Genomic DNA, 25,639 nt, shown 5'->3' on the forward strand with positions numbered 1-25,639 from the left:
TCCTCCGGATTATCGGATTAAGTGTTACAAGTCGTCTAAATTTAGCCGTAAATAGGCGTCCTTTTTCCAAAGTCCTACCAATGCTACAATCGCCATACTCACGATCAGAATTTTTCCGATCCAACTGTCCAACGTAATTGCTTGTCCCATCTCTTGAGCCATTTGACTTTCCATATATCTGAACAGATAAGGGAAGGTAAAACAAAAGCCGAAGATCACATAGACCTCCAGCCTTTTTCGTTGATTCTTAATATCCATCTCTTGCAGCAGTTGCATGTCTTCGTAGATATCATCAATCGTTTCCCGGATCCCTTCTATCACCCGGGCATGAAAACCATCCCGGGAGCCCATCAGAATTTTTTCACAGAAATCGTCAAATTGCTTGAAACTTATTTCCGCCTTTAATCGTTCCAGGACCGTAGGCAAGTCCACTCCCAAACGCAATGACTGATACGCCTTTTCAAAAAAAGGAGCCGTCACCCCATTCATGACCGGGAGTGACATTTCCAGCGCTTTTTGCACCGATTTACAGTCGCGGAGTTTAGATGTAAACAGTCGGCAATTGCCTGGAAGATTTAGTAAAACCTCCTTCCGGCGACGATACCTGATTTGCGACAAGATAATCTTGGGAACGATGAAGCCTAAGCCAACTCCAAACGCAACAAACAAAGCGTTCTTGGTTAGATTGGCTATGACCACGCCGGCTCCAAGCGAGATGGTAATTAACAAAGCAAAGTGTTTGGCTTTAAGCCGGATTCCGAGCGCCTGTGCTTCAGCCTGTGTCTGGTCAAGTCCAAAAGTAATGCGCAACCGACGAACACGGGTACTGCTCACAGGGGGCAGCCAAAACGATAACCCCAAAGCCACAAAAAAACCAGAAAGGACGTAAAGCAGCAAAGGGGTCATATAACACTCAGCTCCTTTCGCCCTTCGCACCAACGTGCAATTTCATCCACCTCTGGATCTTTCAAATAGATTTTTTCCAGAAGAGATTCCGACCGGATATACCCTACTCTCTCATGTCGTTTCGTTTGGTAGTTGTACTTAAAGATAGGATTGAGAATCGGTTCTTCGGTTCCGTTATATCCGAGTACCTCACTGATCTCCGTCACCGTACGCCGTCCATCCGGCAGCTTCTTCTGAAACAGAATAATATCGATGCTGCTGGCAATTTGACTGGCCGCTGCCACCGTATTCCCATTGAGCTGCAAAAAACGTGTGGCGGCTTCTTTGGCGCTATTGGCATGGATCGTTGTCCATACGGTATGCCCCGTATTCATCCCGATCAGGCTTTGTTTAGCAGCCGCTTCGTCCCGGATTTCCCCGATACACATCACGGTTGGTTTAAGCCGTAAGCAAGCTTTGATCAGTCGGTCGATCCCATAGCTTTTTTTCTCGTCTTCAACTTCCTTGACAAGCAGTGACGGCAGGTTCGGATAATGCTTGTATTGTTCTTTCGAGGCAAGCATCATTTCCTCCGAATCCTCAATGCTGATAATCCGAGTCATCGGGTCCACACGAAGCGGGAGCCGGATGAGTTGAGCCGTTTTCCCGGAATTCGTTCCACCGGAAATGATGATGTTGGCCCCCTTTGGAACAATGAACTTAAGGAAGTCGATAATTTCCCGGGATAGATTACCATAACGGATACATTCCTCATCCGTATAAACGGCCGGCGGAAATTTCCGAATCGAAACCAGAGGGTACTTAGCACTGATACCTTGATATTCTGAAGTGTCCGCTACCACACAAATCCGAAATCCCCGATAGTTCGCATCGACAATCGGCTCCGTACTAGATATGGGTTTACCGATTGGCATTAAAATCTTGTTAATCACTTCATGATAGTGTCGGGCGCTGTTAAAACGGACATCCTGACGATGAACGTCCCGTCCATCCTGTTCAACAATAACTTGGTCCGGTCCGTTGATCTCGATGCTACTGATCGTCGGATCATCCAGTATTTCTTGTATCACACCGAGTTCCGTAATCTCCTTCTGTACCCATTCCACCAGATCATTGATCTTCATGTTGAACGTATACTCGATTTGCTCCCGAACATAGTCGGAAATAAGGTATCGAATTTTTTGTCTTGCTGCCTCATTCGTCAATGAATTGATGTAATCGTCCATATGATTTTGCTGAAGGCGGCTACGAATCAGATTGGTCAGATCGTTTAGCTTCTTTGAATCCGTCTTGGAAAATTCCGTTGTATGGGGACTTAATTGCGCCTGGTAGTGTAGATATTCCAGCGGTTCGATTAGCCCAACCACTTCCTTTTTTTCGGATTCGTTATATCTCCCGGTATGGATCGTTATTTCCTTTGAAGACACCCGGCTTATTTGCTTGGCAAGCTCCGGCAGTTTCGTAAACACCTCTGCTTCATCCAATTTCAAATGCGGGTCGGCAGAGAACAAAAGCAACCGCTCTGCTTCCACTCCGAAAATCTCCTGGAGCTTTTTGAAATGCGTAAAATTCCCCACAAAATCAACGGCATCCGCGCTGTATAATATTGTCGCATCCGCACAACGGATCGAAAAGTGGGTGGTTGGATGAACCAAGGTTCCTTGTGTCACAAAGAAAACGAACTCGTAATTAGCTAGTTGTTTTCTCAAATAAATCGGTAATTCAATGAGCGTTTGATTAGACTGTAACTTCCGAATCACCGGTGTTTCCGGAAGGGATCTCGGATTGATAAGCAGATAATCCACACCAGCATGCTGCATCATGTAATGATTCATGGACTTGGGCGATTTCCGCTCATAATCCAGCAGCAACTGATCGATCGTCTGCTCCTTGCTAAGCCGAGCTATATTCTCAGCGCTTAGCGCGTACCCCAATCGTGGGGTCCCAAGGCAAGGGAACTCCACAACGGCCATACGTGCATTCTTCGGCATATGGCTCAGTATTTTGATTATCCCTTGAGTGACATCCCCACCGCCAAGATTCGCGAATGTAATGATTCTTGTAGTTTCGACCACTCCTGAATTCTCCTTTCTGCAACTAAATTTATCGGGCAGTCGTTTCGCCGCGATAACAATACCCGCGATATACCCAACCTTCGGCCGTATGCTCAAAGGTAAGGTACGTTGCTCTGCCATTCACATAATCCTCAACCGATCCGGCTTGGCAAAGACGGGGACCATAAACCACAGGTGGCAATGAATTCATGAAGTAATCGATCATCTCCTGATCAACCACATCCCCCACCTGAACATACTCATCAAAAATTTCGCCTTTCCATCCTGCGAATGTTTTTACTGCCATATTCATCACACTGTCCTTTCGATTATTTGCCAGTAAACAGTTTCCGACTCGTCTTCAATACCAGGTAATGATAAGGCCGCCGAGCCGCTCGATTCTATCAAATATCCGATCAATCGTTTTTTGGTCATTGCTTTCAAGAAATGAGCGCACTAGATACTCCAGTTCCATGTCACGCCTCGGAACACAAAAGGCACAGCCGAAATTGTATACCATCTGCCCCGTGTATTCCTTGAAAATGCTCTCGGTGCCGGCGAGGATTTTTTTTCGCTGCTCATCGTAGTAGTTGATACTTCCGAGATAAGCACTTCCATACTGTTCTTTGAAAGCAGCGATTTGCTTCCGGTTAAGGTCGTTATAGGTTGTGTCTGCTTCGAGTATCTCGTGAAATCCGCCCTTCTTAGCTACATAATCCTGTTGTTGCTTAATAAGCTCTTCCAGCTTCGTCATTCATTTGTCTCCTTCGTTTGATTTTTGTACTCCTGCCAGCGAACACTTAATTCTTGTACAACCGCGTTTTGACCTTGCCAAAATAAACGTTCCCGAAAGTCCCGTATAAGCCGATCCAAGTTTGCAAAAGCTTCGCTTCTTTCGGTAGGTCTACTGGACTCCACTTGACGCAAACTGTTCAATTCATCACAGATTTGCTGGCAAGCTTGTTCCACGGTCATTTTTTGACTAAGCAGTTTCACCTCCCTCAAAACGCCAAAATCTTGGATGTTTAGTTGTCTGCGTTTGCCACCGCGATTAAATTCGTACCCTTTTTCCTCCAGCAAATACACCCAACGACGCAGTGTACTTTCAGCCGTTTCCAGCCACTGTGCAGCTTCCTTAAACAATACCTCGTGAAATGATACCTCGTTCACCCACACTCCCTCCTTACATACTCAAAAAGCCGTTCGATTAAGGAGCGGCTTAATTGAAGTGCATTTTTTGCATAAAGCATCACTCAGCACAAATTTTGAATTTTCACCCAGGCCCATAGGCCATACGATACTCTCCGAGCATAGAGATGGCCTCAGCTTCAGTATCAAATTCGTCGATGTCTTCCCATGGCTGATCCTGATACTTGCCCTTGATTTTATACACGGTCATAACCTCCTTTCAAAATAAAAAAAACGCCCATGTTTCGTAGCGATTTGATTGTGATGCATCTTTGATTCCTTTTTCATGATATAAGCATATCAGGATAAATCTATCCAAACGTGCTTAAAAAGTATGAAAAAAGTATGATGATTTTTAGTTCCCATTATGGTTCCCGTTACAGTTCCCACTTTGGTTCCGGGCCTTCTCCTGAATTAAAAAGCCCGCAAAATCAACGGATCTCCGTTTATTTCAGCTACATTAACTTTGGGAACTGTAAACGGGAACTATAAACAAGATGTGTTCATTTCAAGTTCGGCATGCTGCTCTAAAAATTCGCTAATCTGCTCGATATCCCAGGCAATCGTATAACCGATTTTAGAACTGGTCGGCGGATTGAGCACTCCCTCATCACAAAGCTTTGTCATAAGCTGCACCACTTTCTCGCGACGGATACTAAATATCATTTGAAGTTCCCCCACCCGGGCTGTTTGAGTTTTGCAGATATGATACTTCATCCGCCGAAGCAGTTCCTCCTCCGTTTCTTTCGTTTCTGATTTTAGCCACGGACGGAATCCGCGGCCAAAATCCATCTCGCCGATCAGCCCCTCCTGAAACATTCGATCCACCAAATGAGCAGCTTTCAAATAGTCAATTCCTAAAAAAACTTTTAAGTGATTGGGACTCACCCCTTGGTTTTGCTGAGCATACCTCAGAGCTGCCTGATAAATCGCCCCATCCCCATTGGATCCTTCTGGTACCTTGGATGCTTCAACCACAGCCGGCGGATTCGGTTCAGAAGGGTCAGGTTCGAAATGAACGCTCTTTCCACTCAACTGCTGCATGTCATCCGAATCGTCCACATCTTCATCTTCTATTCGTTCGTCTGACTCTTCTTCAGTCCATGGCTGCCCCGTAGAACAACTGTGCTGTTCCCAATATTCGCCCATTTTCCTGATGAACTTGACTGATTCGTTATCGTCACCAGTGATCGCTGCGGATTGAAATCGCTGCTGGCTACCGTCATTCAGCACACATATCCCGTCACCCGCCCCTAACAGATGAGGGCCGCTACCGTCCATTACGGTCCTGAAATCATGTGGACTTGGAAGCCTAAAAGCTACCCGGGACGGGAGATTAGACTTGATCGTGCCGGTAACCACCTCAACCGAAGGCCGCTGAGTTCCCAAAATCAAATGAATTCCGGCAGCTCGCCCCATTTGTGTTATCCGCTGAACGGTGTCTTCCACGGTATCCCGAGCGACCAGCATCAAATCGGCATATTCATCGATAAAGACGACATGGTAGGGGAGCTGGTTTTCGTGGTTTTGATTATATTGCTCGATGTTACGTACTCCCACTTCAGCAAAGTGATCATAGCGCTTCTCCATCTCGACAACGACCTTTTGCAAAGTAATCGATGCCCGCTTGGGATCAGTCACCACCGGTAACAATAAGTGCGGCGAGCCATGGTATGCCGCAAATTCGACCCGCTTTGGATCAATCATGACGAGCCTTACCTGCTTAGGCGATCGTTCAAGCAAAAGTGAGCCAATGAGTCCATTGATAAACACAGACTTTCCAGAACCGGTAGCTCCGGCAACAAGTAAATGCGGCAGCCGCGCCAAATCCACCAATATGGGCTCACCTACCATCGTCTTACCAAAAACGACCGGCAAGTTGGCGCTTTTCGCAAACCGATGAAGCTCATAAGCTACGTCACGAACGTAAACAAAAGCCCGCTCCTTGTGCGGAATAACAAAGGCTGCGGAACTCGGAAAAGGAGACGAATCCACATCGAAGCCCCGAGAGTGTCCTAAATGATTAGCCAGGTCATCTTTACGCTGGACCAGTTTACTGAGCTGGACCTTTGGAGGTAAGGTAAACGAAATTTTTTGCAAAGTCGGTCCTGACTCAATCGCGAGAATTTCTGGCTTTTCTTCCACGGTGAAATTCGTCATTTCCAGTGCCCTCTGAATCGCCTCGCCGGCCATGTCGGCGGTGACTGCAGCCGAGGGTACTGGGCGCGGATTATGCGGCAGCAGATCATAAATCTCGGGCAATCCTGCTATTTCACCCGACTCCCTTGAGGCCACAGCAACGGTTTGATTCGCTGATGGATTGGCCTGGGGAACCGTGGGTGCAGGTGCCAAAGGCGCAATGGGACCGGCAGAACCAACGGCATTTCCTCCGGGGAGCTTTCCGGGATTGAGCGTTTCCTGCCTTTTTATTTTTCGAGCAGATAGAAATTCATGAACAAAAACCGCTCCAGCCAATAGCCATTTCCATTTTGGGTTCCCTCCATCACTTCCACTACGCTTTCTCCACAGATTTTGAAATACAAAGGGTATGGCTGCGAACAGCAACCACACCCAGAAAGCATATTTCATCACCTGCCATGCAAGAGGCTCCAATTCGGGGGCTGCATGAAAATAGATCAAGGCTCCGCTAATGATCATGGCAGGTCCAGCGATTTTAGTCACGAATTGTGCGAAGGATTCTGATCGATCCCCTTCCTGCTTTCCACTCATGGATTCTTTCAACCTCCTTCGTTCATGATCTTGCGCAGTAACTCCCGGAATCCGGTTGACAGATTCTGTGCATTCTCTTTAATGAGCGGCCACCAATGATCCGATTCATTCACCAGGAAGTCAAAAGCATCTGAAATATTACGTAGAAGCATAAAAAGCAGGAATATTCCAATGCTTGTGGCAATCCACGAAGGGAGCTTCATCCCCGCAGGCCCTTTCTTATACAGAAAAAAAAGAAGCAGCCCAATGAGAACAACCAATAGATTCATCGAAGCTACCCTCCTCCCGTTTCGAGTAGTGCTTTATAAAATTTTGAGACACCTATCCACCATCCGTTATGTTCGGCGTAATATCCACGCGGATTATCTTTTGCCGACAGCCATTCAATGGGGTTTCTCCCCTCTGGCCTGTCCTGCGATAACTTCACGATGGTTTTTGCTGCGATCATAGCTGACTCTTCCGTGTTTAACGTGGCTCCCTTGCCGGAACACCAACAGCCGAAAACATTCCAGGGGTTTTTAATGATTTCGCTCGCGTGATTGTTGTTTTTCGGGACAAATGACTGTTCTTGTCCAGTGATCGCAAGTAGCAAATGCGGATCGACATTCGTTTTCTTTCCTGCTGCATCGATCATCACCAAAATGTCCTCCGTGGCCAAGGCAGAATTCCGCTTCTCCAGGAACTTTTGAACAGCCGGGATATTGAGTGCTCGGTAAGACAATTCCACAGGTACCGCAGCCCCTGGCTCTTGGATATAAGACAGGGGATCTACCGGCTTCCCGTTCACTTCTACCTGAAAATGCAGATGGGGGCCGGTGGAACGTCCTACGATACCGGCCCCGATCCTACCGATTCGCTGGCCTTTTTTGACCGTATCCCCAACCGAAACGTCCATCTTTGAGTCCAAATGGCCGTATTTGGTAACGAGCCCGTTTCCATGATCAATATAAATGGCGTAACCGTACCCAGAGGCACTGCCTGCCAGGGTAACCTGTCCATCCGCCATCGCGTAAACCGGCTGGAGCTCCGTTTTTCCCGCTCCAGCCGCAATATCAATCCCTTTGTGAAACTCCATTCCGTCAAGATCGCGATATCCAAAGCTGGAAGTAATACGGTCGATCGATGGCACGGGCCAAAAATAGGCTGAGCCATCCGCGTCCATTTGGACCGGAGTCATCCATTCATAGCCATCTCCGGATTCGGTCTCCCAGGAAAGATTGTCCTCATCCGCGAACAAAAGAAAAGGGAAAAAAAGCAGCAAAATCACAAGCGCGCCAATGAAAAGCAGAATTAAAGCAATCAGGATGTAAGGAAAGGCGGTTGAGCTAACGATCACCCATATTTTACGGGCCTTCTGAACTTTGTCTACCGCGCTTGACACCGATTGTACCGTCGACATGCTTTATTCCCCCACTAACTGGCCGCCTGCTTCAGCCCGCGAGTCTTATAAAGTTTGCTTTCCTCTTCCGGTACATCCATAAAGAGCTCGTCATACTGCTTGTGGAATTCAATGACGAACTTAAGGCTCCCCTCATTTTGACTGATCCGCTCCTGAATTTCTTCGGGAACGTCCGCTGCTTTAGCCAAAGCGCGTACCGCCGATTGTTCCATGTAAAAGAATACCCGGACGCTGGTGTTTTCCCACATCCCAATGCCCTCGGCTGTGTCGAGCATGATGGCCGGTGTATTGCTGGCCAAAATCATCATACCGTTCCATTTGCGGATGGCAGTATACCAGTCAAATACTGCTCGGCGCAATTCTGCGTTCTGCAATTGCCGCTGCCCTTCGTCGACTACCACCGCACTAAAATAGGCGCCTTCAAAACGCAGCGCCTGAATGTTGGCGTTCACGACATCAAACGCCATTGACATTTTCAGTTGTGCTTGCTTGGCTCGTTCATCCTTTTCCCCGGCTCCCTGTCCTGATCCCACTTTATAAACCACCAGTGGTGCCCGCTGGACGGTTAACGGCTCTTCAACGCGAAACAATCCGTCATAAATACCGATGAAGTAAATCTTGATTTTATTCAGCAGACTTTGCGCGTCCGGATTTCCGGATTCTGCTGCTTTCTGAATTTCCTCAAATGCACGGTGAATGGTTGGACGCGGTCCTGGGTACGGGCCATCCCAAGTCTCGAGTCGGTCCTTATCGATTCCAGCTGACGCAAGGACCCTACGAATGGCCTCGCCCGCTTCAAAAATCTCCGCCCGGCTCAAATCTTCCCCTAACAAAGAGAAAGTACGGATGCCGTTTGCAATCGCTAATGAAAGCCGAGAACGGTTATACCGCACGCATTCCTCATCCAGTTCCGGAATTGCCGGCATAATGGCAAGAGGCTCAAAATAACGACCTTCATCTGCCGTATGGTCGATATAAACCCCTCCCACGGCCTCACAAAGATCACGCCATTCCCCGTCGAGGTCAAACACAAAGACATGTACGCCTTCGTCTAAAAGCGATACCACCAGCGCCTTGAGAAAATAGCTTTTGCCTTCCCCGGTTTTTCCGAAGACGGTCAGATTTTGCGCCCGCGAATCGGAGGGGTCGCAGAGGTTGATAAAACAAAAGCCCCCATCCTCGGCGCGGCGACCAAAGTAAATGCCGCGTGAATCCGAAAAGGAGCCTCGGGTCATCGGGTAGGTTCTGGCGGCTACTCCGTCCGTCGTCACTCGCCCGTAATGCTCTTTGACAAAAAAGCCGCTAGCTGACGTCTCAGGATCAAAGACAGGCGAGGTTTGCCTCATCGCTTCGAGTTGCTCTTTATAAAGCGAATCAAGTCGACCATCCATATTATCAAACCAGGTCCGCAAACTCGCTTCCGCCGCGTCAAGTTGATGTTGTTTGGGTGCTGACAAAGTCAAAAAAGTGAAGACATCCAGTAGTTTACTGTTTCCGTTCAGCGTTGAATCCCGAAGAGCGAGAATTGTATCTCTCGCAGCAACTTCGGCTGGCCGGGCCGGATCGGTTTCGCTTACCTCCCCCAGGCTCTTATTCAGACGAAGTAATTTGTTCTTCATCGCTGTATTGAATTTCACTTCACTGGGCGCATATCGGATCGTTTTTCTCAGAGACGCCCCTTCCCGTTGGACCAGCTCATCCAATTGATCAAGATACCCCGCGAGAATCATGGGAGGATAACCTTTAATCATGAGTACACGGACCATGTGTCCCTTGTCGTCTCTACCAGAAAGGGCGTTTACTACCGTTTGCCTTTTATGCTTATCCCATCTTTTCAAAAGCCGCTTGGTATAAGTGATCATGCACTCACCCGCTTTCTATCCATGATCTCATCAAACGCGGTACCCATCTGAGGATTTGCTGCCAATGGACGACCATGAAACAAAGCTTTGGCCGCATCCGAGAAATAGGGTAAAATTAAAGCGGGGCCCAACCCAAACCGCTCTTTCAATAATGGGGTCATTCGACGCCGCATTTCCTGATCCGCTTGATTCAGCCACACCTCATCCACCTTATCCAGCCCCGCTTTTTCCCAATGGAGCCAGTGGTGATAGTCACAATCTACTACCGCAACAGTTTTACCAAGCTGGAAAATTTCTGTTGCCCCTGGGTAATCCCAAGGTAAATCGATGATAACCGGGCCCGTTGTCAGCGCCTCTTGCACAATTTGCTGCACGATGTGAGGCTCCGGGTAATTTTGAGGCAACCATAACGTGCATGCCGGTGCATGTTTAGAAACCCATGTCTCCCACCCTGACACATTGCACTCCGAAGGTAAAGGATTTAACAGTGTATGGCACCCCCGATCCGGAGACAGATCGATCAACGTGATCGTCTCACCACAGGCTACAGCCAGATTCACGGCGACAAAAGACTGCCCGCTGGGCGCTGGTGAAGATAAAACATATACGCCATCGAACGGATTTGGCCCTTTATCAGGAAGACGATCTGACGTGCTAACTTCACTTGATGCTGAAGTGGGGGCATCCATTGACTCCGTTGTCTCGGCCTGCTTCTTACGTGTTTTTATCCTTTTCGAAATAGAGGTATAAAGTTTACTCAATTGTTGCAATAAAGCGGTGAGCCCCTTTTCAGCAACTTTTAGCGCCGCTCTCGGTGCTAGACGCCATTTTCCTGTTTTTTTCCGCCCTTGCTTTTGATGCACTGCACTTTGGACCAAATCCATTGGGTGCGGTTCATTTTCTTCCGGAGACTCGTCCTTCATCGCCGCTTCCGGAACTTCTTTCCCGGTTTCCTCCGGCTGTTCAAATGGTCCATGTGAGTCGGCTACCTCGCTGGTGCCGTCTTCGAACCCTTCAGAATCCGCCTTCGGTTCATGCGTCATTGCTACCTTTGATTCAACCAAAGGATCATCCTCCTCCCAAGATCCCTGGCGTGCTTTCCAATCCTCCCATGTTATCGGATCCCACCAGCGCCCCAATATTTCGGGGACTGAGAATCCAGAGAGAATAGTCCATGTATGTCCTCCTTGCTCAAAGCCGAGCATCACACGCCCCAGCATTTCGCGAAGCTCTGTCATCATCCGAAAGCGTTTAAGCTCTTCCTTCGTTGCTTCGGAGGGCTCATCGTCTCGTTGCCGAATCGTAATCCGCTTATCCGGTATCGATAACCGTAGGATATATTCACTACGCAGCGCCTCCCCAGATTCGGCAAGTTGCTGCCAACGGCTGAGACGTGCAGTTCTTAAATGGGCGATACCTTCGCTGGCCGCAGCAGTTTCTCGTTTGGCATTCCATATCCCATGCTGGTAATCTCCTATCTGCTCAGCGGATATAGACGCCTCAAAGCCCTCCCGCGCGCAAGCGCGAAGAAAGTTCTCATACCCTGCTAGGCGCTGCTTTTTTTGGGTAAGGACCGCTACTCCCCAGGGCGGTGCATTCACGGAGATCACCACATGGACCCATCCCTCGCTCCGATAAAACCACCCATCAGGCTTTGCACCTAGCAAATCCCCAATGGATTCTCCACTTCCACTCTTCGGATGTCGGGTATAGTGAAACATCCTCCGAATTCTAAATGGCCATTTAAGCCATCGACCGCTCAAACTGCTGCTAGACTAAAAAGTAGACATGGAGAACCGAGAATCGGGTAAAATGAATCTATCCAAATTCGAGGTGCTACCATGACGAAAAAATACGATAAAGAATTTAAACTGCAAACGATTCAGATGATCCAGGAAGAAGGGAAAGCGGTGGCGCAGGTCGCCCGCGAACTGGGGATCAGCGACAACACCCTGTATCGTTGGATGGCGGAATACAAGAAAGACGGCGCACAGGCCTTTCCAGGCAGTGGGCAACTGAAAGCCGACGATAAAGCAATGAGAGATCTTCAGAAACGCCTTCGTGATCTGGAAGAGGAGAACGACATCTTAAAAAAGGCGATGCACTACTTCGCCAAAGACCGGCGCTGATCTATGCCTTCATCCACGATCATCGCTTCAAGTGCCGAGTCTCGAAGATGTGCGAAGCCTTTGAAGTATCCCGAAGCGGCTATTACAAATGGACCCAGCGAAAAGCCAGCAAACGTGAAAAGCGACGTCGCAAGCTGGAGCGGCGGATCCGTCGTATCTTTCTAGAATCCCGTCGATTATATGGAAGCCCCAAAGTAGCAAAAGAACTGCACAAGCAGGGCATACGAGTGTCCGAGAAAACAGTCGCTCGGATCATGAAGGAGCTGGGTTTACGTTCTCGCACGGTGAAGAAATACAAGGCCACAACCAACTCGAAGCACAACCTGCCTGTCCAAGAGAACGTGTTGAACCGCGAGTTTAATCCGTCCGCTCCAAACAAGGCCTGGGTGGCTGATATTACGTATATCCCGACCGATGAGGGTTGGCTATACCTGGCAAGCATCATGGACCTGTACAGTCGTAAAATCGTTGGATTTCACATGGATGAGCGAATGACGAAAGAACTCGTGTTAACGGCGCTGGACCGCGCCCACAGCCAGCAGCGACCGTGCGAAGAGGTTCTGCATCATTCGGATCGCGGCAGCCAGTACGCTTCTCATGACTACCAGGCGCGGCTGCGCACCTACAAGATGAAAGGCAGTATGAGCCGCAAAGGGAACTGCTACGATAATGCGTGTATTGAATCGTTCCACAGTGTGCTTAAGAAAGAACTTGTCTACTTGGAGAAGTTCAAAACACGCAAGCAAGCCAAGAAACGCATTTTTGAATATATTACCTGCTTCTACAATGGAAAACGAATCCATTCCGCGATTGGGTATTCTACGCCCAATGAGTGCGAACGTATGTACCGATCTGCCGCATAATTTTCTCGATTCTTTGTGTCTACTCTATTGACAGAGGTACAAACTGACGATAAAAACGACGATCATCCAGAACAACTTTAGCCAAAACGGCGCAGGCAGAGTAAAGGGGAAGCCGCCAATGATAAGCGTGAGTCCAATGATCCAGCCGATATCTTTTATGGTTAGACCAAGAAACTGAATATCCTCACGGATATCCCCCATCATGCTGGCTTGAAGCACTTGTTCCCGGTTTGATTCATCCAACTTTTAATCCCCCTTTCCTTTTTTCCTTTCCTCCGAACGCGGCGATTGAGGGCTCGTCTTTGTTGCAGATGCCTGCCGTTTTTCAAACATTTCTTTTTGAAATGCCTCAAAGCTTCCCATATCCAGGCCATCCAGCGGCGGTGCTCCGTGATCTACCGGCACGCCGTCAATGATGACCTTGATCTGACCACTCTGTGTTCGCCAAAAGGGCTTCCGATCTTTTCGATAATCCTCATATGCTTTCATAAAATCTTCTTTGGATTCTTTTTGCACATACACGCAGTTCTGTTTCGGTACCGGTTCTAGCGCCTTTAATAGTTCACTGTATTGTCCCGATTTCTCCCAGTCCTGCATCATCGTATCAAGAAAACGAGAACCGCGAGGCAAGTCCAAACGAACACTGGACTTCTGCTTGGACAACATCTTTTCAATATAGGGTTTGGCCTTTTTCATATGGTCATCCGGGACAAGCAGTTGGACCGGCTGCTGACCCAGGTCCAAAAACTGATTGTTCCCATCTTTGCTCGGAATGATTGCCCCCTGACTCGATGTCCATTTCAACTCCTTAACCCAAGGTAGTTCACTCTCCCGTTCCATCAACTGGTTATAGACTCTTTGGGCTGTTTTGGCATCCAAAATGAGCGGTGAATGAGTATGCAGTTCCTCCTGAATCTTATCCACCACATCCTGCGTCTCCTGATAATCATCGAGGACATGGATAGAGCGATCCTTCAAATCCACAAAAACTCCTTCTTTGCCTAACCCTGAGCCCATCTTTTCAACTTGAACGCCAAGGCTTTTCAAGTAATAAAGCACATTCGTCGTTTGATCTGATTCTCCCGTCACATATAAACCCTTGGAGGTCAAGAATACATTTTCCTTATAACGGGCATCCAAGTTTTTCACCAGCTTTTGCATTTTTGTCCGCTGCTGTGCGTTCAACGGCATATATTTGGCAGGGGTGAATCCCTGTTCATTGGTCAGAATATCGTGGATATTCGTGGAAGAAGTATCGATTTGCGACAAGCCTAACTCAAGCTCTGGAACCTCATTGTTGCTAATCGTTCCAGTTTCGGTCGCCCACACGGTCGGTGGTGTATAGGTCACACCCTGCATCGCTTCCGACGCACCCTTGGTCAGTTTAGACAAAGCCCTTGGGGCCTTTGTACTTCCTTGCTGAGCCTGCATTTTCTTACCGACCTCCTGCATGCGCCGACTCTTTTCTGCCCAGGATAATGAGCGCTTTTGCAATCCATTGGCTCCAAATCGCTTGCCAAGCATATTGGCAGCAAGTGAGACACGCTCTCCCCATTGCCCGACGCGTTCCACGACATTCCCTCCGCCAAGTTGCATCGGATCCTTGATGGCCCTCCATACCGAACGCCAATGGAAGAAATATAGAAATACCAATAGAGCAATCACGGACAGGATCGCAAAAATGATTGGAGAAACGCCCAGTTCCGCTGCGATTCCAGTACCTGTACCATAGTCTGTCTGCATCCGGACGAAGACACCAAAATGAAGCGCACTAAAGAACCCTACGAGTAACGTACGAATGTAAAGGTTTCCGAACCCCGCCAATGTTTCTGTTTTCCCGGTATAGGCGATATATGCGATCCATGCCGGGAAGAAGACAACAAGCGCCATGAGGATCAATGTTTTAAACACCGAGACAAGCCAAAGTGGAACAATTACAAACGCCAGATAGGTGACCAACATAAACATGCCGCCTGGAGACTGCACAACGACGTTTCCAAGTGACTGCGCTGCATAGACCGAGTCCGTAATCGCGTCTGCGCCTACAATAAAGGCTTTCAAAATTTCCTCGCCGGTGAGTCCCTGATACGAAATACCGGACGTGCCGATAACCCCTTCAAGCATATTCTGCGTCAGCCAGTTTGCCAGCACATTGAGTATGTTTAGCATGGTTAGGCTAAAAAAGACGATTGGCAGACAGATCAAAAAAGCTTGCAACAATTTGTTAAGACTCTTTTGCCCCCGTATAACAGAAAAGGTGAGCCAGATGACTCCGAGGATCAAAGCAGCCAGTCCTAAAGCCATGACGTAGGACCAACCTTTATAGATCACATCAATCTCTGCAAGTTGCGGAGTAAACAAATAGCTTTTGGCAAAAGCCCCATAGAGCGGTGCGACGACTTCATCTACGGCCCTTACCGTCAACCCTTCAATCGCGTCGTAAATTAACTTTCCGCTCATCAGGTCCTGAAAGGTCTGAAGCATATCGTCAATTTTTTTGATCAGTTTTTTAGCCCAGCCAAAGAGTCCCCCTGAATCAGAATCATTGGATTCATCTTCTTCCTCTTCGTCTGGCTTCGGTGAATCCGAATCATCGGATTCTTCCGGTTCTTCCGGTTCTTCCGGTTTTTCCTGTTTTCCCTCGTCTGGCTCTGGTTTGTCGGTAGGCACCTGGTTACTTGCTTTAGCAACTGTAGCCGAACTAACAAAATACAACGATGAAGGTGTAGGGGCCGCCTCTGCGGCCCCTACCACTCGAAAAAGAATGAGAACCGTTACGATCAGAATAACGGTTCCCCAGCGTATATGCTTTATGATGTTCACCACCCCAAAAGCGACATAAAGTCAAAAAATCGGCTAATGATCAAAATCACGGAACCGGAAATAAATAGAAAGATCAATAGCAGACCAAGGAGCAGGTTTTTCCAAACCTTTTTGTTCCGAATTGAATCTTTTCCTGAAGCGACCATTGCGAGAAAAACTAGTAATTTATAAAACCAATAGACAAATGCGGCAGTTGACAGTACGGTACCCACGGCACCGATCATAACGAAAACCCAATCCAGCTCACTTAAAACTCCTGGATCAATGGTATACATTTTTTTTAATTGAGGGATGTATGGGTTGTCTGCATTCGCAATCATAGCATCACCGCCAAAAAGTCTTTATCAGGAGATTTCCGTCCGAGCTTCATACACGTCATCCACGGATCGCTCAATTTGGCTCGTCGTTTTGCCATCTCCACCGATATCCTGTTTGTTGGTCCATTCATAAATGTTCCCCAGAATTTTGAACAAAGCGCCCGAGAACAGTAGAAACAAAATCAAAATTACAACCCCTATTTCCACCCAAAATGCCTTGTCTTTTATGCTGCTCTTACCACTCGTAATTTTCGCAATTTTAACAATAATCCGCCAAATCAAAAGTACAAAGGTGGCCGCAAGCAATAGGGATATCACAATCATGATCGGGCTAAAAAGCCAATCCAGCCCATCTAGCACACTCCACTTCCACTTCATGTAACCTCCGATTTTTTCAACGGGATTCTCCCCGCCCCCTTCTTCCGCAAATGCCAGAACCGGAAACAAAAAGACGCTCATCATCATGAAGAGCGTCAGAAGGTACTTTTTCATATATTTCATCCTTTCATTAAAAAACAAAGTGATTTTGAAACATCAGCATCGCCCAAATCAAAAGGCTACATCCCCAACATACTCGTGCGATCCATCGCTCCGCTGATCCACCATTGTGAAACCAATGGAGAGCAATTTTAAGCTTAGGTAATAGTAAGGAATGAATTCCCTCGCTGCCAAAAACATCTCCTGCCAGATGCGCCCACCAACCTAACACAAAGCCGAAGGCCAGCGCATAAATCAGTTCCGGTTGTTGAGTTGAAAAACTAAGAAGGCCGACAGACAGGACTGCAGCAAATTCCGGGGTATGGATCACTCCGCGATGGCTGACTAATGGCAAAACTAAAAAAGCAAAGCCGGCAAACGCTGTGATCCAATGCAGATCATATATGGCATAACCGCTTAGCAATAATGCACCAATCCCGATAAGGACCAGACTTCTAAGTCTAGCCAAAAGCCAGCTCAAAACAGCTGCACCTAACCACAAGGGAGCACTTCGACTCCATTCACCGAGAGTTGATGAAGCATTCCCAACATATGAAAGAAGCATGAAAACAAGCCCCACGACGCCAAAAAACACCGACATTGACCTTAATAAATGCCGGTACTTTGCTGGAAATTGGATATGTTTGCTGGCTGTACTGGTTTTATGATCCAAATCAGGGGCCAGTCCGCCGACTGACGAGGCAAAAACAATGGCGGTTGCTGGAAAAATACTGCTTTGTAAGGCCGGATCAGCCATAAAGTACAGACCTACCGTTCCAGTAGCAACAGCTAATGCAACATGCCCTTTTTTGTTCAATCATGTTACCTCGCTTTCTTTTAAAAGAGACGGGCAAACTTTTTTTTCGGCCGTTTTTCCATGACCGGTGACAGCATACCTTCTAAAACTTCTGCCGTTTCAGACCGAATTTCCAACACTTCGGGATTCGAAGGCACTGCAAACACCGGACGCCCGGATAAGAGTTCAGCCAATTCCTCTTGGGCTGTTGCGCTCGCAAGTGGAAGGGCGATTCGCCAACGATCTTGTCGTACCTGTGCATTTATTTGACAAAACTGAACGATTTCCCGCATTCTCCACAGGCTCCCGGACCCGATCAGAATAGGTAATTCCGCTTTAAAGAACAAGCGCTGTACCTCTTCGCTCGCTGTTAAATCTCCAAGGTCCAAAATCAAATAGCGAAACTGCTGAGTATGATCAATCCAGTTCCAATCGGTTTCATGCCGAAATAGTGTTAAATTTCCGCCCAAGTTAAAGTACGACCCATCACTATAACTTCCCAGTTCGACATATCTTAAAAAATCAAAACATGGGTGATTCCCACCTTCCCATACGGCCACTTTCCTTCGGCTTACGTTCGCCAAATACTGAGCAACCAATAGAGCGGTATGGGTGCTTCCAGCCCCTCCGTAAACACCTCCAACGGCAATTAGGACCGTGCCCCGATTTGAAGAATAATGAGTAGATGTCCCCTCTCGAAAGTTACCCAGTACACTCTCGTTTCTTGTCGCCTTAGAGGAATAGAGGGTTTCCTCCCATTCCTCCTCAGCCCAAACCAAGGAGGCCCCTCGAGCGGTCCAGCGGCGAACGTTTTGTGAGGAAGCATCAGGACTGACAACTATCACCTCCGTTTTCCCCACTGCGAAATCCTCCAGAATTTCATGTGCTAACGTTTCATGGACCAAGAGTAAACTAGGCTGCAGCACAAAAAGAGCTCGCTCCATCTTTTCTTTGTCCTGATCGGAAAAGATCGTTAGCCATGGCGGAGTTATTTTTTTGGGCTCTAAGCCATACAACATGACGTGCAAATCTATTTCACCCCCTTACAAACCAACAAGCTGCCCGGTTACCTGGAGGGCAGCTTGTCGTGTTCAATTTGTTTACGATATTAGGTTAACTCTTTTTTTCCAGAGAAACGTACCCGAAAAGTATGAAAAAAGTATGATGATTTTAGGTACCAGGCTGGAGAGTAGCAATTCTATTTTTTGAAATCTCAAACCACTGAGGGTCAATTTCAAACGCATCCCATATCCGCCCCAGTTCTTCGGCTGCAGTGGCCACAACACCACTGCCGGAGAAAAAATCCACTACATGTTCCCCTGGCTCACTGCTACACTCGATGATCGTCTTCATCAATTCAATGGGCTTCTCCGTTGGATGGATCGTTAGGTTCCCAGGAATCCTCGGGATCTCCCATACATCGCTTTTCTTACGCGTTGAAACCCTTCTTACCTTGCTCTTTCCTTTCACGGCCAAAATGATAAACTCATGGCGATAACGGTATTGCCATCCCATCCCCATCTGTTTCTTGTCCCATACGATGCAGTTTTTAATACTAAAACCAACCAATTTAAGCCAGCGAACCATATCCGGGTATGTACGCCAATCGATGCAGACATACAGATGACGACCAGGCTTAAGCACGCGGTAGGCTTCTCTCATCCAAGAAAGGGAAAACCGACGATATGCAGCTGGCGGCAAATCATCGTTAGCGATAATATTAAATCTCGGGCGCTTGGATTTAGTCTGAGTCGTTCCACCGAATTTGAGATTATACGGAGGATCTGCTATTACTAAATCCACTGTTTCATCATTAATATATTTTTGAGCTCCATCTATGCAACTTTCCAAGTACAACATGTATAAGTTCCTCCTTTTATTTTCTATACAAATAATACGATTAACAAGAACGTATGTTCCTGGTTTTCCGCAAGCAAATGTTACGAATTCTAGGAGCCAAAAATGATAAGACCTTCCACTCAAAGAGGAGGAAGGTCTTATATTAGAGTATTATGAATCTTCTGGAAGTAAATCCAAGTATACTCCATCGTCTTTATAAATGATTTTGTAATATACCTGAAGATCTTCACAGATCGTCTTAAACCGATTTATCCAGTTCTCTTTATCATGATGATCGTTCGTACAAATCATGGCATCACCTTCATACATTGCCCATTCAAAAGTGTTCAAAAGATCGGCAATATCTTCTTTCACTACATCTAATCCATTTTTCTGTTCATATGTTAAATGAAATTGATCTTCAAGTTTTTTCATATGTTCTATAACGAATCTATTCGTTCCCATGTTCTTTTACTCCCTTCAGTTATCCTTCTATTTTTGCCTTCCGTTCAGCCTCACATAAAAAATAAATTCCTCCTTAATCAGATAAGAAAGCGGACAAATAATGGTTTGTTCAAAACTTTCCAGAATCACCAATTAAAAGGTAAGCCTGGTATCCCTCTGCCCTAATTTGGTATTCAATTTTGGTATATAACTGATCTGATTCATACGTTGAAAAGAATTCCATCATCTGAATCACGAAGAAAAAACTTTTTCCTGCAGATGTTAGCTCAGGTTGTTTAACCGCTTTGCCCATACTCATCAATCCCTCAAAGACCGATTGTATTTTCCAAATAGGCGCATTGGTAATTAAGGGCACAGCTTCATTTAAAACGTAATAGATTTTACTATAAAGAACGTCATGATTCATATACATTAGTCCTCCGTTCATCCATCCTCGTTTTTTAACGATTGAATGTTTTAGCGAAGCGGCCTTATTATTCATTATCCTTCCTTGAAATAGGCAGATTCAAAACTTTAGAGGCCCCCTTGCTTAATATACGGCTTACCCTAAAAATCAACTTTCCAGTAATAAAGATAATTTGACCTATCAACCACATCAGCAACTCAGTCACCCAGATGGGGAATAAAAAGAGGAAGATAAAAATGTGAAGTACCCTATATGGGTTGGCATTCCTAAAATGGGTGAAAGTCCGTTTGTCTTTAATATCATCTTCTGGATCATTAAAAGTTTTTAGTTCTACAAAGTTGAATATATCTTTCAGTATGATATATAAGAAAAAAGGGATATATAACCACATAATGACTAAAAGTATCTGAATACCAAGCTTCATTGCTAACCAACTTTCAAAGATTATTGTAAAAATATTGTCATCCCCAATAAGAACTTTCTGAAACACTCCTGAAAAATAAAAGCCGCAAAAACCGAAAAAAAGAAAGAACAAGCCGAAAATAGACATCTCCATAGATTCCTCGATGCGACCAATGATGAACATCAATTCAACACCAATAAAGAATAAAACTACCGCTAGAACTAGAAAAAATAAGGACATTTGTTGCCCCCCTTTGTTATTAGACCCCGTGGTCATACGCGAACACGGGGCTCCATTTTAAATAACTCTCAAGGATGTAGCTAAAGTAATTAGCGCCGTTTTTTTGACCGTGTAATACTTTTGTCTCCCCCAGCCAAAACTATTGATAAGAGCATCATCTATAGGCTCTTCCCTGCAAAAATATTTGGCTTCTACAAGTGATAGCTGCTCAAAATCAAGTTCAAGTAGAGCTTTCTTCATCGGATCCATTCGCTCCTCTAAATCCCGCAGTTCTTGTTCCAACCGTTCAATTTTTTCTACCGCCCTTATAAATGACGCTTCTATAGGATTATGAATACCTCCGCCCCCTGTCACTCCAGCAAGGTTTCCATAGGTTGCAGTGAGCTTCGTAGGTTCTGCTCTTAAATTAGCTATTGCTTTTGGAATCGCCGCCTCGATCCATACTTTCCGCTGGCGGTGGCGATAATGTTCCTTAAGCCGATGCTCAACAATCGGAGCATATTGTTGTCTCATCGCTACGGGTATGTCCATCTCCAACTGTTCGACGGTAGAATAAAGGCCGATCAATTCAGCCTTTCCAATGTTTTGTAAGTATTTTTCAATAAGCTCCATTTCTTTGATTTCTTGCGGATTACCATTTTTGCGTCTGCGCTTCAGCCTTTGATAACGAGCACATAACCAATCAATTGGAACGGAGGAGATATTCGTCTGGGTAACTAAAATATTTTTCATTTTGACCTCCTTTCTAGCCTTTGCTGGTGGTTCAATGGTTTCAACGATTAACGGTAAGACACATTGTTCGAATGAAGCTCCGCATTCTGGGCAGGTATAGCCTTCCTCCGTCGGGAGGCAAATACTATCACATTCCGTGCAGAGCATGACTAAATTCCAGCATCCTTGGCTTAATCATTCGCTTCATCAATCCCCGCGCGTACGTCTGCCCATTCCGCACCAGCGATATTTTGGAGGATAAAACGGCACTTAAAGCCGTTAAATAAGGCACATCCCATTTTCATTTCCTACTTTCACCGTATTTTGATTTAAACAGAACATAAATTAATCGGAATTATTAAAGACTTCCTCACATGTCTCAATCAATGCCATAGCTTCTCCTTCCAATCGAGTGCCTTTTGTGACTGTTTTTAATGCTTCAATCAAAGCGGCAATGCAGTATCCTTCAGGATGCATTGTATTTAAGTTTGCAATATTTCCAGCCAGATCAGCGTGTATGTCAATTAGCTTCTCAAGTTTTTTTGGCATTTCTTTTGGAAATTTGACTATGATAATTCACCATCCTTATTACTGCTTGCTGCGCTAAATTTTCGAAATGTGCATTAATCGTTCTCGAATCCACCGCAACAAACTAAGTCATCTTCCAGAAAATCTGTCTTAGGTGGATCTCCTTCAAACTCTGGCTCTGGAAAATAAGGTCTTATCGTGCAGCAACGTTTCCCGTCTTTCGCGTAAAAGAACTTACAATCCTCGCATTTGTTTTGAGTAGCATCCGGGCCTTCGCCGTATATTTCAGCACAAGCCTTGCTGTCAGGGAGAAGGAACATGCAAGAGTCGCCAGTCACCGAACATATTGAACCGTTAAATGCAGAACATCCCACGCAATTTCCTCCTTCGCTCCTTGTGTCTATTACATAGGCGTGCCCATTATTTCACGCGGGTACAGCTTGTCTTTGATCTCGTTGTAAGCATCTGTGCGATCATAAAGTGGCACGTATCTATGTGTAAGATCGGATGTTCCAGTGCCAGCTGCGGGCGACCAAAGAAATGCCGATGGTTTTTCTCGCCCACTGGATAAAATAGGAACTCCCAACTGTTTGCATCTAGTTTTGGACAGCAGAATTGCAAATTCATAGGGTTTATGGGTCCAACGATTCGACGTTGGAATATAATATGGCAACCCCGTCTGAATCACTTCTTCTTTTGTATATCTACCTTGGGCATTTGGCATTTTTAAAACTCCCTTCAATCTACTATGTTTTCAGATTTGCATACTTGCCGGCCTTAAGTACCCCAGTTCTATCGCTTTTTGCCGTATTGCCTGCATATCTTCATCAGGATAACCCCAATGCCCACAGTAAAGGCCACAGTACCCGTTATTGTGATTAGCATCGTCGTCCCCGTTAATATAATCCCTGAAATCGCACATCAAGCCCCACAGCGTTCCTCCATGACTGAAATGATAGTGTTCGCCAGGCATCGATTTATCCATTAGCAGTAACTCACCTGTGTAGTCGTCCATCAGCCAAAGTTTGTTTGAAGCCCCGAAAAAATAGGCAAATCGATCGTGTTTTATGGAATATAGGAATCGTCGGCCCCTTCGGCCAATTTCTCTGATGATTTCATTGACTATGTCTATACGGTGTTGTTCACGAAAAGGTGGCTCACCGGGCAAAGGTTCAGATTGTCCGATTTTCCGAACTCTAACGATTTTCAAATAATCAATAAATGTAATGTCAGGGTCACAATCACTAAATTCAAGGAAAGCTGCGTATTTTGCTGCTCCTGGAGTATTGCCTTTTTTTAAAGCCGAGTAATCTGGGCAATCATCAAAATATCCTGGGTAAGAAATTTCGTACAAATTAATCGCATCACTCAACTTTTATCAACTCCTTGCTTCGCATTTTGAGTCAATCACGCATCCGGCTATTCCTTGCATCATTCTGACTTCGCCCGTTATCCTCACTCGTACCACTCAGTTCATAACTCGTTTCGGCGCCTGCTTCGTCACCTAGGTCCACACTGGGTTCAAGTGGTCCCCGCGGATTACAACTCCCTATATTTACCATGTATATAATCTACGGTAATTTTAACATATAGTCAATATTGAATTATAAGTTCAATTATCAAACCCTTGGTTAGAATCAACCATTTCCTACCGAGTCAGGCACTGGTTCCCACTTCTTCAGATATTCCGTAGCAAATCCACCGCTGTAGCCTTCCAGCTTTACCACTTCTGCGCCGCACACATCCCAAGGCTCTGATTCCACCGTCCAAACCTTGCCGGCATTCTTTTCTTTCCTAGCCTCATAGCAAGTGTGCATTATCACTTTATCGCCGGGCTTTAATCCAGATTTATTGGCTGATCCTTTTTTCATCTCTTATCTCTTCCTTTCAACTTTTTATAAAATTCTGCGTTTCCGAAACTGACTAACTCGTTAAAATTGAACATTTTGTCGCAATGCGGACAGAACGGGAGCATTGTACCGCGCCGGTAAGACTGTTCAAGGCGCTTAAAAAGAACAGAGTGCGGCTTTTGACTAGTCCATTCCTTTCGTTGCTCAAATAAGGCTTGATGCTTCCGACTGATCTCCTCATAACGATTTGCCAAGTCCAGCATGGCCTCGAACGGATCTACCACAAGCCCGCAGGCGCATATAATTTCCCGATTGATCGGATCGACGGTGTATTTACGATGTCCCTGGCAGATACATTTGCGAGGCCTATTGTGCTCGATCCGGATAATGTCAAGGACAACGATTTTGTCGTCTTCCAAATTGATCACTCCTTACCATAACGTCAACTGCTCATACTCGGTCCGCTGTGGAGACTGCTGATGTGCCCGAGGCACCGCAAATCGATCCCAATTTGCACCTTGCATCGCACCTGCCCCGCTTTCATCCCGGAAATATACTGTCTCGTGCCCGGATGGCACCAGCACACGATCTACAAATCTGGCCGGCCCCGATTCAATCGTATGAAGGTCGTGCGTCCAATCACCTGGCGGTGATGATCTGATGCTGTCCAGAAGTGACATGCATTCTTCGTGTGTTAGCTGCCGAATCATATTGGTTTCTCCTTTGCCTTTAAAATCGTTCGGAATTGTTTCTGAAACATTTTTTAATCGTTCAATCGCAATCTCATAGGGTTGTTCCATCTCAACACCCACGAATTTGACCCCCTCTCGCTTCGCTGCTACCAACGTACTTCCTGATCCAGCAAACGGGTCGAGGACCACTCCTTCCGGCGGCGTTACCAATCGTACGAGCCACGCCATGAGGTCGGTCGGCTTTACGGTTGGATGAGTGTTTCCCGCGCCACGGTCTGCCTTACCCGCCTTTTTACTGACATTGCGAGGCGTTACGCAGAAATATGGAGAGTAAAACGCTTCTTCGTCGAGTGTGATACAATTCGCTGGAAAGAGTCCTGATTCGTGCGGTATATATGCCATACGGTCCCTGAATTTCCCATAAATTCCCGATGTCACTGAGGAAGGTTCATCTCCGCTTATGCCGTACTCAGTGCGGTCCTCTGCTGTCCGTCCAATACGACACCCGTCAATATTAATCGCACCTGTTCCGTATTTTTCGATAGTATCGGCAGTTGTTCCGGCGAGTGGCTTCCTGACAACGATAATCGGTTCATGCGCAGGCTTGAGTGCAGTTCCCCATCCATTCCATTTGCGGGCGAGGTTAGTAGCTGGAACGGTTATCGTCGGAGTAAATGTTCGCCCGTTATCTTTAATCCACGATCCAGTTTTTACTTGATCTGCTCCCGGTATCATTCGTTTAACAGTCGGTCCAACGCGTAAGACCTCTCGCTTTGCTCCTGCACGTTTATCAAACGCCTTCCCAATGTCCATCGATTTCGGAAATCCCGTAAAGTATAGCCACTCAATAACATCGCGAACCTCGAAGCCCCCAAGACGGAGCGAAATTGTCATTAAGTCTTGGGTTCGTGTACCAGCGAACACAAGCGCATGTCCGCCTGGCTTAATCACCCGGAACACT

The 25,639-nt window shown here is 46.4% G+C and carries 27 protein-coding genes; 1 reads left to right on the forward strand and 26 read right to left on the reverse strand.

The features are described from left to right. Positions 1–24 precede the first annotated feature (24 nt). The 10 genes from DYE26_RS13610 to DYE26_RS13650 form a co-directional block, all read right to left on the reverse strand. Positions 25–906 (reverse strand): type II secretion system F family protein, encoded by an 882-nt coding sequence (locus DYE26_RS13610; RefSeq protein ID WP_036624653.1) that lies wholly within the window; start codon positions 904–906, stop codon positions 25–27. Further along, on the reverse strand, positions 903–2,981 hold the full coding sequence (locus tag DYE26_RS13615; protein ID WP_164815254.1) for an ATPase, T2SS/T4P/T4SS family: 2,079 nt from the start codon (positions 2,979–2,981) through the stop codon (positions 903–905). The genes DYE26_RS13610 and DYE26_RS13615 overlap by 4 nt, the downstream gene beginning before the upstream one ends. 28 nt (positions 2,982–3,009) lie before the next feature. Next, positions 3,010–3,273 (reverse strand): hypothetical protein, encoded by a 264-nt coding sequence (locus DYE26_RS33440; protein WP_051985617.1) that lies wholly within the window; start codon positions 3,271–3,273, stop codon positions 3,010–3,012. A gap of 48 nt (positions 3,274–3,321) precedes the next feature. Further along, on the reverse strand, positions 3,322–3,714 hold the full coding sequence (locus tag DYE26_RS13620) for a hypothetical protein (RefSeq protein WP_036624659.1): 393 nt from the start codon (positions 3,712–3,714) through the stop codon (positions 3,322–3,324). Then, entirely contained in the window at positions 3,711–4,130 is a 420-nt protein-coding gene (locus DYE26_RS13625; protein WP_036624662.1) for a hypothetical protein, read from the reverse strand. The genes DYE26_RS13620 and DYE26_RS13625 overlap by 4 nt, the downstream gene beginning before the upstream one ends. A gap of 504 nt (positions 4,131–4,634) precedes the next feature. Then, positions 4,635–6,878, reverse strand: a complete 2,244-nt coding sequence (locus DYE26_RS13630; RefSeq protein WP_051985618.1) for an FtsK/SpoIIIE domain-containing protein — start codon at positions 6,876–6,878, stop codon at positions 4,635–4,637. 8 nt (positions 6,879–6,886) lie between these two features. Then, complete coding sequence (locus DYE26_RS13635) at positions 6,887–7,147, reverse strand: hypothetical protein (protein ID WP_036624665.1); 261 nt, start codon at positions 7,145–7,147, stop codon at positions 6,887–6,889. A gap of 5 nt (positions 7,148–7,152) precedes the next feature. Beyond that, complete coding sequence (locus DYE26_RS13640; RefSeq protein ID WP_051985619.1) at positions 7,153–8,277, reverse strand: M23 family metallopeptidase; 1,125 nt, start codon at positions 8,275–8,277, stop codon at positions 7,153–7,155. Positions 8,278–8,291: 14 nt separating this feature from the next. Continuing rightward, positions 8,292–10,139 carry a VirB4 family type IV secretion system protein gene (locus DYE26_RS13645; protein ID WP_036624668.1) on the reverse strand — a complete coding sequence of 616 codons (1,848 nt, stop codon included), beginning with the start codon at positions 10,137–10,139 and terminating at the stop codon, positions 8,292–8,294. After that, positions 10,136–11,752, reverse strand: a complete 1,617-nt coding sequence (locus DYE26_RS13650) for a hypothetical protein (RefSeq protein WP_127463443.1) — start codon at positions 11,750–11,752, stop codon at positions 10,136–10,138. The genes DYE26_RS13645 and DYE26_RS13650 overlap by 4 nt, the downstream gene beginning before the upstream one ends. Before the next feature lie 228 nt (positions 11,753–11,980). On the opposite strand from DYE26_RS13650, the gene DYE26_RS13655 reads away from it, so the two are divergent. Next, a protein-coding gene (locus DYE26_RS13655) for an IS3 family transposase (RefSeq protein WP_248931314.1) occupies positions 11,981–13,131 on the forward strand; the annotation gives its coding sequence in 2 pieces (ribosomal slippage) (positions 11,981–12,236 and positions 12,236–13,131; 1,152 coding nt in all). A gap of 24 nt (positions 13,132–13,155) precedes the next feature. Here DYE26_RS13655 and DYE26_RS13660 read toward each other — a convergent pair. The 16 genes from DYE26_RS13660 to DYE26_RS13745 all read right to left on the reverse strand — a co-directional run bounded on the left by DYE26_RS13660 (position 13,156) and on the right by DYE26_RS13745 (position 25,638). Then, positions 13,156–13,374, reverse strand: coding sequence for a hypothetical protein (locus tag DYE26_RS13660; RefSeq protein WP_036624671.1), 219 nt, complete (start codon positions 13,372–13,374; stop codon positions 13,156–13,158). 3 nt (positions 13,375–13,377) lie between these two features. Continuing rightward, positions 13,378–15,954 carry an MFS transporter gene (locus DYE26_RS13665; protein WP_036624673.1) on the reverse strand — a complete coding sequence of 859 codons (2,577 nt, stop codon included), beginning with the start codon at positions 15,952–15,954 and terminating at the stop codon, positions 13,378–13,380. After that, entirely contained in the window at positions 15,951–16,274 is a 324-nt protein-coding gene (locus DYE26_RS13675) for a hypothetical protein (protein WP_036624675.1), read from the reverse strand. Before DYE26_RS13675 ends, DYE26_RS13665 begins: the two co-directional genes overlap by 4 nt. A 24-nt stretch (positions 16,275–16,298) precedes the next feature. Beyond that, on the reverse strand, positions 16,299–16,763 hold the full coding sequence (locus DYE26_RS13680) for a hypothetical protein (RefSeq protein WP_036624677.1): 465 nt from the start codon (positions 16,761–16,763) through the stop codon (positions 16,299–16,301). A gap of 16 nt (positions 16,764–16,779) precedes the next feature. Continuing rightward, positions 16,780–17,565, reverse strand: a complete 786-nt coding sequence (locus tag DYE26_RS13685; protein ID WP_036624679.1) for a metal-dependent hydrolase — start codon at positions 17,563–17,565, stop codon at positions 16,780–16,782. A gap of 20 nt (positions 17,566–17,585) precedes the next feature. Beyond that, a complete protein-coding gene (locus tag DYE26_RS13690; protein WP_036624681.1) occupies positions 17,586–18,572 on the reverse strand; it encodes a hypothetical protein in 987 nt (328 codons plus the stop codon). Positions 18,573–18,714: 142 nt separating this feature from the next. After that, positions 18,715–19,404, reverse strand: a complete 690-nt coding sequence (locus DYE26_RS13695; protein WP_051985620.1) for a DNA-methyltransferase — start codon at positions 19,402–19,404, stop codon at positions 18,715–18,717. Between the two features lie 150 nt (positions 19,405–19,554). Next, complete coding sequence (locus DYE26_RS13700) at positions 19,555–19,848, reverse strand: hypothetical protein (RefSeq protein WP_036624684.1); 294 nt, start codon at positions 19,846–19,848, stop codon at positions 19,555–19,557. 109 nt (positions 19,849–19,957) lie between these two features. After that, positions 19,958–20,254 carry a hypothetical protein gene (locus tag DYE26_RS13705; RefSeq protein ID WP_127463471.1) on the reverse strand — a complete coding sequence of 99 codons (297 nt, stop codon included), beginning with the start codon at positions 20,252–20,254 and terminating at the stop codon, positions 19,958–19,960. Between the two features lie 67 nt (positions 20,255–20,321). Further along, positions 20,322–20,897: a hypothetical protein gene (locus DYE26_RS13710; protein WP_036624690.1), complete on the reverse strand. Its 576-nt coding sequence runs from the start codon at positions 20,895–20,897 to the stop codon at positions 20,322–20,324. A gap of 57 nt (positions 20,898–20,954) precedes the next feature. Continuing rightward, complete coding sequence (locus tag DYE26_RS13715) at positions 20,955–21,629, reverse strand: hypothetical protein (RefSeq protein WP_036624692.1); 675 nt, start codon at positions 21,627–21,629, stop codon at positions 20,955–20,957. A 910-nt stretch (positions 21,630–22,539) separates the two neighbouring features. Further along, on the reverse strand, positions 22,540–22,860 hold the full coding sequence (locus DYE26_RS33145) for a hypothetical protein (protein ID WP_127463470.1): 321 nt from the start codon (positions 22,858–22,860) through the stop codon (positions 22,540–22,542). Positions 22,861–22,890: 30 nt separating this feature from the next. After that, positions 22,891–23,508 carry a hypothetical protein gene (locus tag DYE26_RS34210; RefSeq protein WP_240534169.1) on the reverse strand — a complete coding sequence of 206 codons (618 nt, stop codon included), beginning with the start codon at positions 23,506–23,508 and terminating at the stop codon, positions 22,891–22,893. A gap of 265 nt (positions 23,509–23,773) precedes the next feature. After that, entirely contained in the window at positions 23,774–24,007 is a 234-nt protein-coding gene (locus tag DYE26_RS13735; RefSeq protein ID WP_036624698.1) for a hypothetical protein, read from the reverse strand. Further along, positions 24,004–24,405 (reverse strand): hypothetical protein, encoded by a 402-nt coding sequence (locus tag DYE26_RS13740; protein WP_051985621.1) that lies wholly within the window; start codon positions 24,403–24,405, stop codon positions 24,004–24,006. Before DYE26_RS13740 ends, DYE26_RS13735 begins: the two co-directional genes overlap by 4 nt. A 12-nt stretch (positions 24,406–24,417) precedes the next feature. Next, positions 24,418–25,638, reverse strand: a complete 1,221-nt coding sequence (locus tag DYE26_RS13745; protein ID WP_051985622.1) for a DNA methyltransferase — start codon at positions 25,636–25,638, stop codon at positions 24,418–24,420. Between the last annotated feature and the right edge of the window lies 1 nt (position 25,639).

Origin of the sequence: Paenibacillus macerans (assembly GCF_900454495.1) — a bacterium.
Taxonomy (GTDB): Bacteria; Bacillota; Bacilli; order Paenibacillales; family Paenibacillaceae; genus Fontibacillus; species Fontibacillus macerans.

Coding starts and splice junctions, on each gene's coding strand:
- DYE26_RS33440 (WP_051985617.1), bottom strand. CDS start 3,273: ATGAATATGGCAGTAAAAACATTCGCAGGATGGAAAGGCGAAATTTTT.
- DYE26_RS13715 (WP_036624692.1), bottom strand. CDS start 21,629: ATGAAAAATATTTTAGTTACCCAGACGAATATCTCCTCCGTTCCAATT.
- DYE26_RS13635 (WP_036624665.1), bottom strand. CDS start 7,147: ATGAATCTATTGGTTGTTCTCATTGGGCTGCTTCTTTTTTTTCTGTAT.
- DYE26_RS13695 (WP_051985620.1), bottom strand. CDS start 19,404: ATGTTGTACTTGGAAAGTTGCATAGATGGAGCTCAAAAATATATTAAT.
- DYE26_RS13735 (WP_036624698.1), bottom strand. CDS start 24,007: ATGAAAAAAGGATCAGCCAATAAATCTGGATTAAAGCCCGGCGATAAA.
- DYE26_RS13705 (WP_127463471.1), bottom strand. CDS start 20,254: ATGAATCATGACGTTCTTTATAGTAAAATCTATTACGTTTTAAATGAA.
- DYE26_RS13630 (WP_051985618.1), bottom strand. CDS start 6,878: ATGAGTGGAAAGCAGGAAGGGGATCGATCAGAATCCTTCGCACAATTC.
- DYE26_RS33145 (WP_127463470.1), bottom strand. CDS start 22,860: ATGCCAAATGCCCAAGGTAGATATACAAAAGAAGAAGTGATTCAGACG.
- DYE26_RS13700 (WP_036624684.1), bottom strand. CDS start 19,848: ATGGGAACGAATAGATTCGTTATAGAACATATGAAAAAACTTGAAGAT.
- DYE26_RS13640 (WP_051985619.1), bottom strand. CDS start 8,277: ATGTCGACGGTACAATCGGTGTCAAGCGCGGTAGACAAAGTTCAGAAG.
- DYE26_RS13610 (WP_036624653.1), bottom strand. CDS start 906: ATGACCCCTTTGCTGCTTTACGTCCTTTCTGGTTTTTTTGTGGCTTTG.
- DYE26_RS13680 (WP_036624677.1), bottom strand. CDS start 16,763: ATGAAAAAGTACCTTCTGACGCTCTTCATGATGATGAGCGTCTTTTTG.
- DYE26_RS13675 (WP_036624675.1), bottom strand. CDS start 16,274: ATGATTGCGAATGCAGACAACCCATACATCCCTCAATTAAAAAAAATG.
- DYE26_RS13710 (WP_036624690.1), bottom strand. CDS start 20,897: ATGTCCTTATTTTTTCTAGTTCTAGCGGTAGTTTTATTCTTTATTGGT.
- DYE26_RS13620 (WP_036624659.1), bottom strand. CDS start 3,714: ATGACGAAGCTGGAAGAGCTTATTAAGCAACAACAGGATTATGTAGCT.
- DYE26_RS13645 (WP_036624668.1), bottom strand. CDS start 10,139: ATGATCACTTATACCAAGCGGCTTTTGAAAAGATGGGATAAGCATAAA.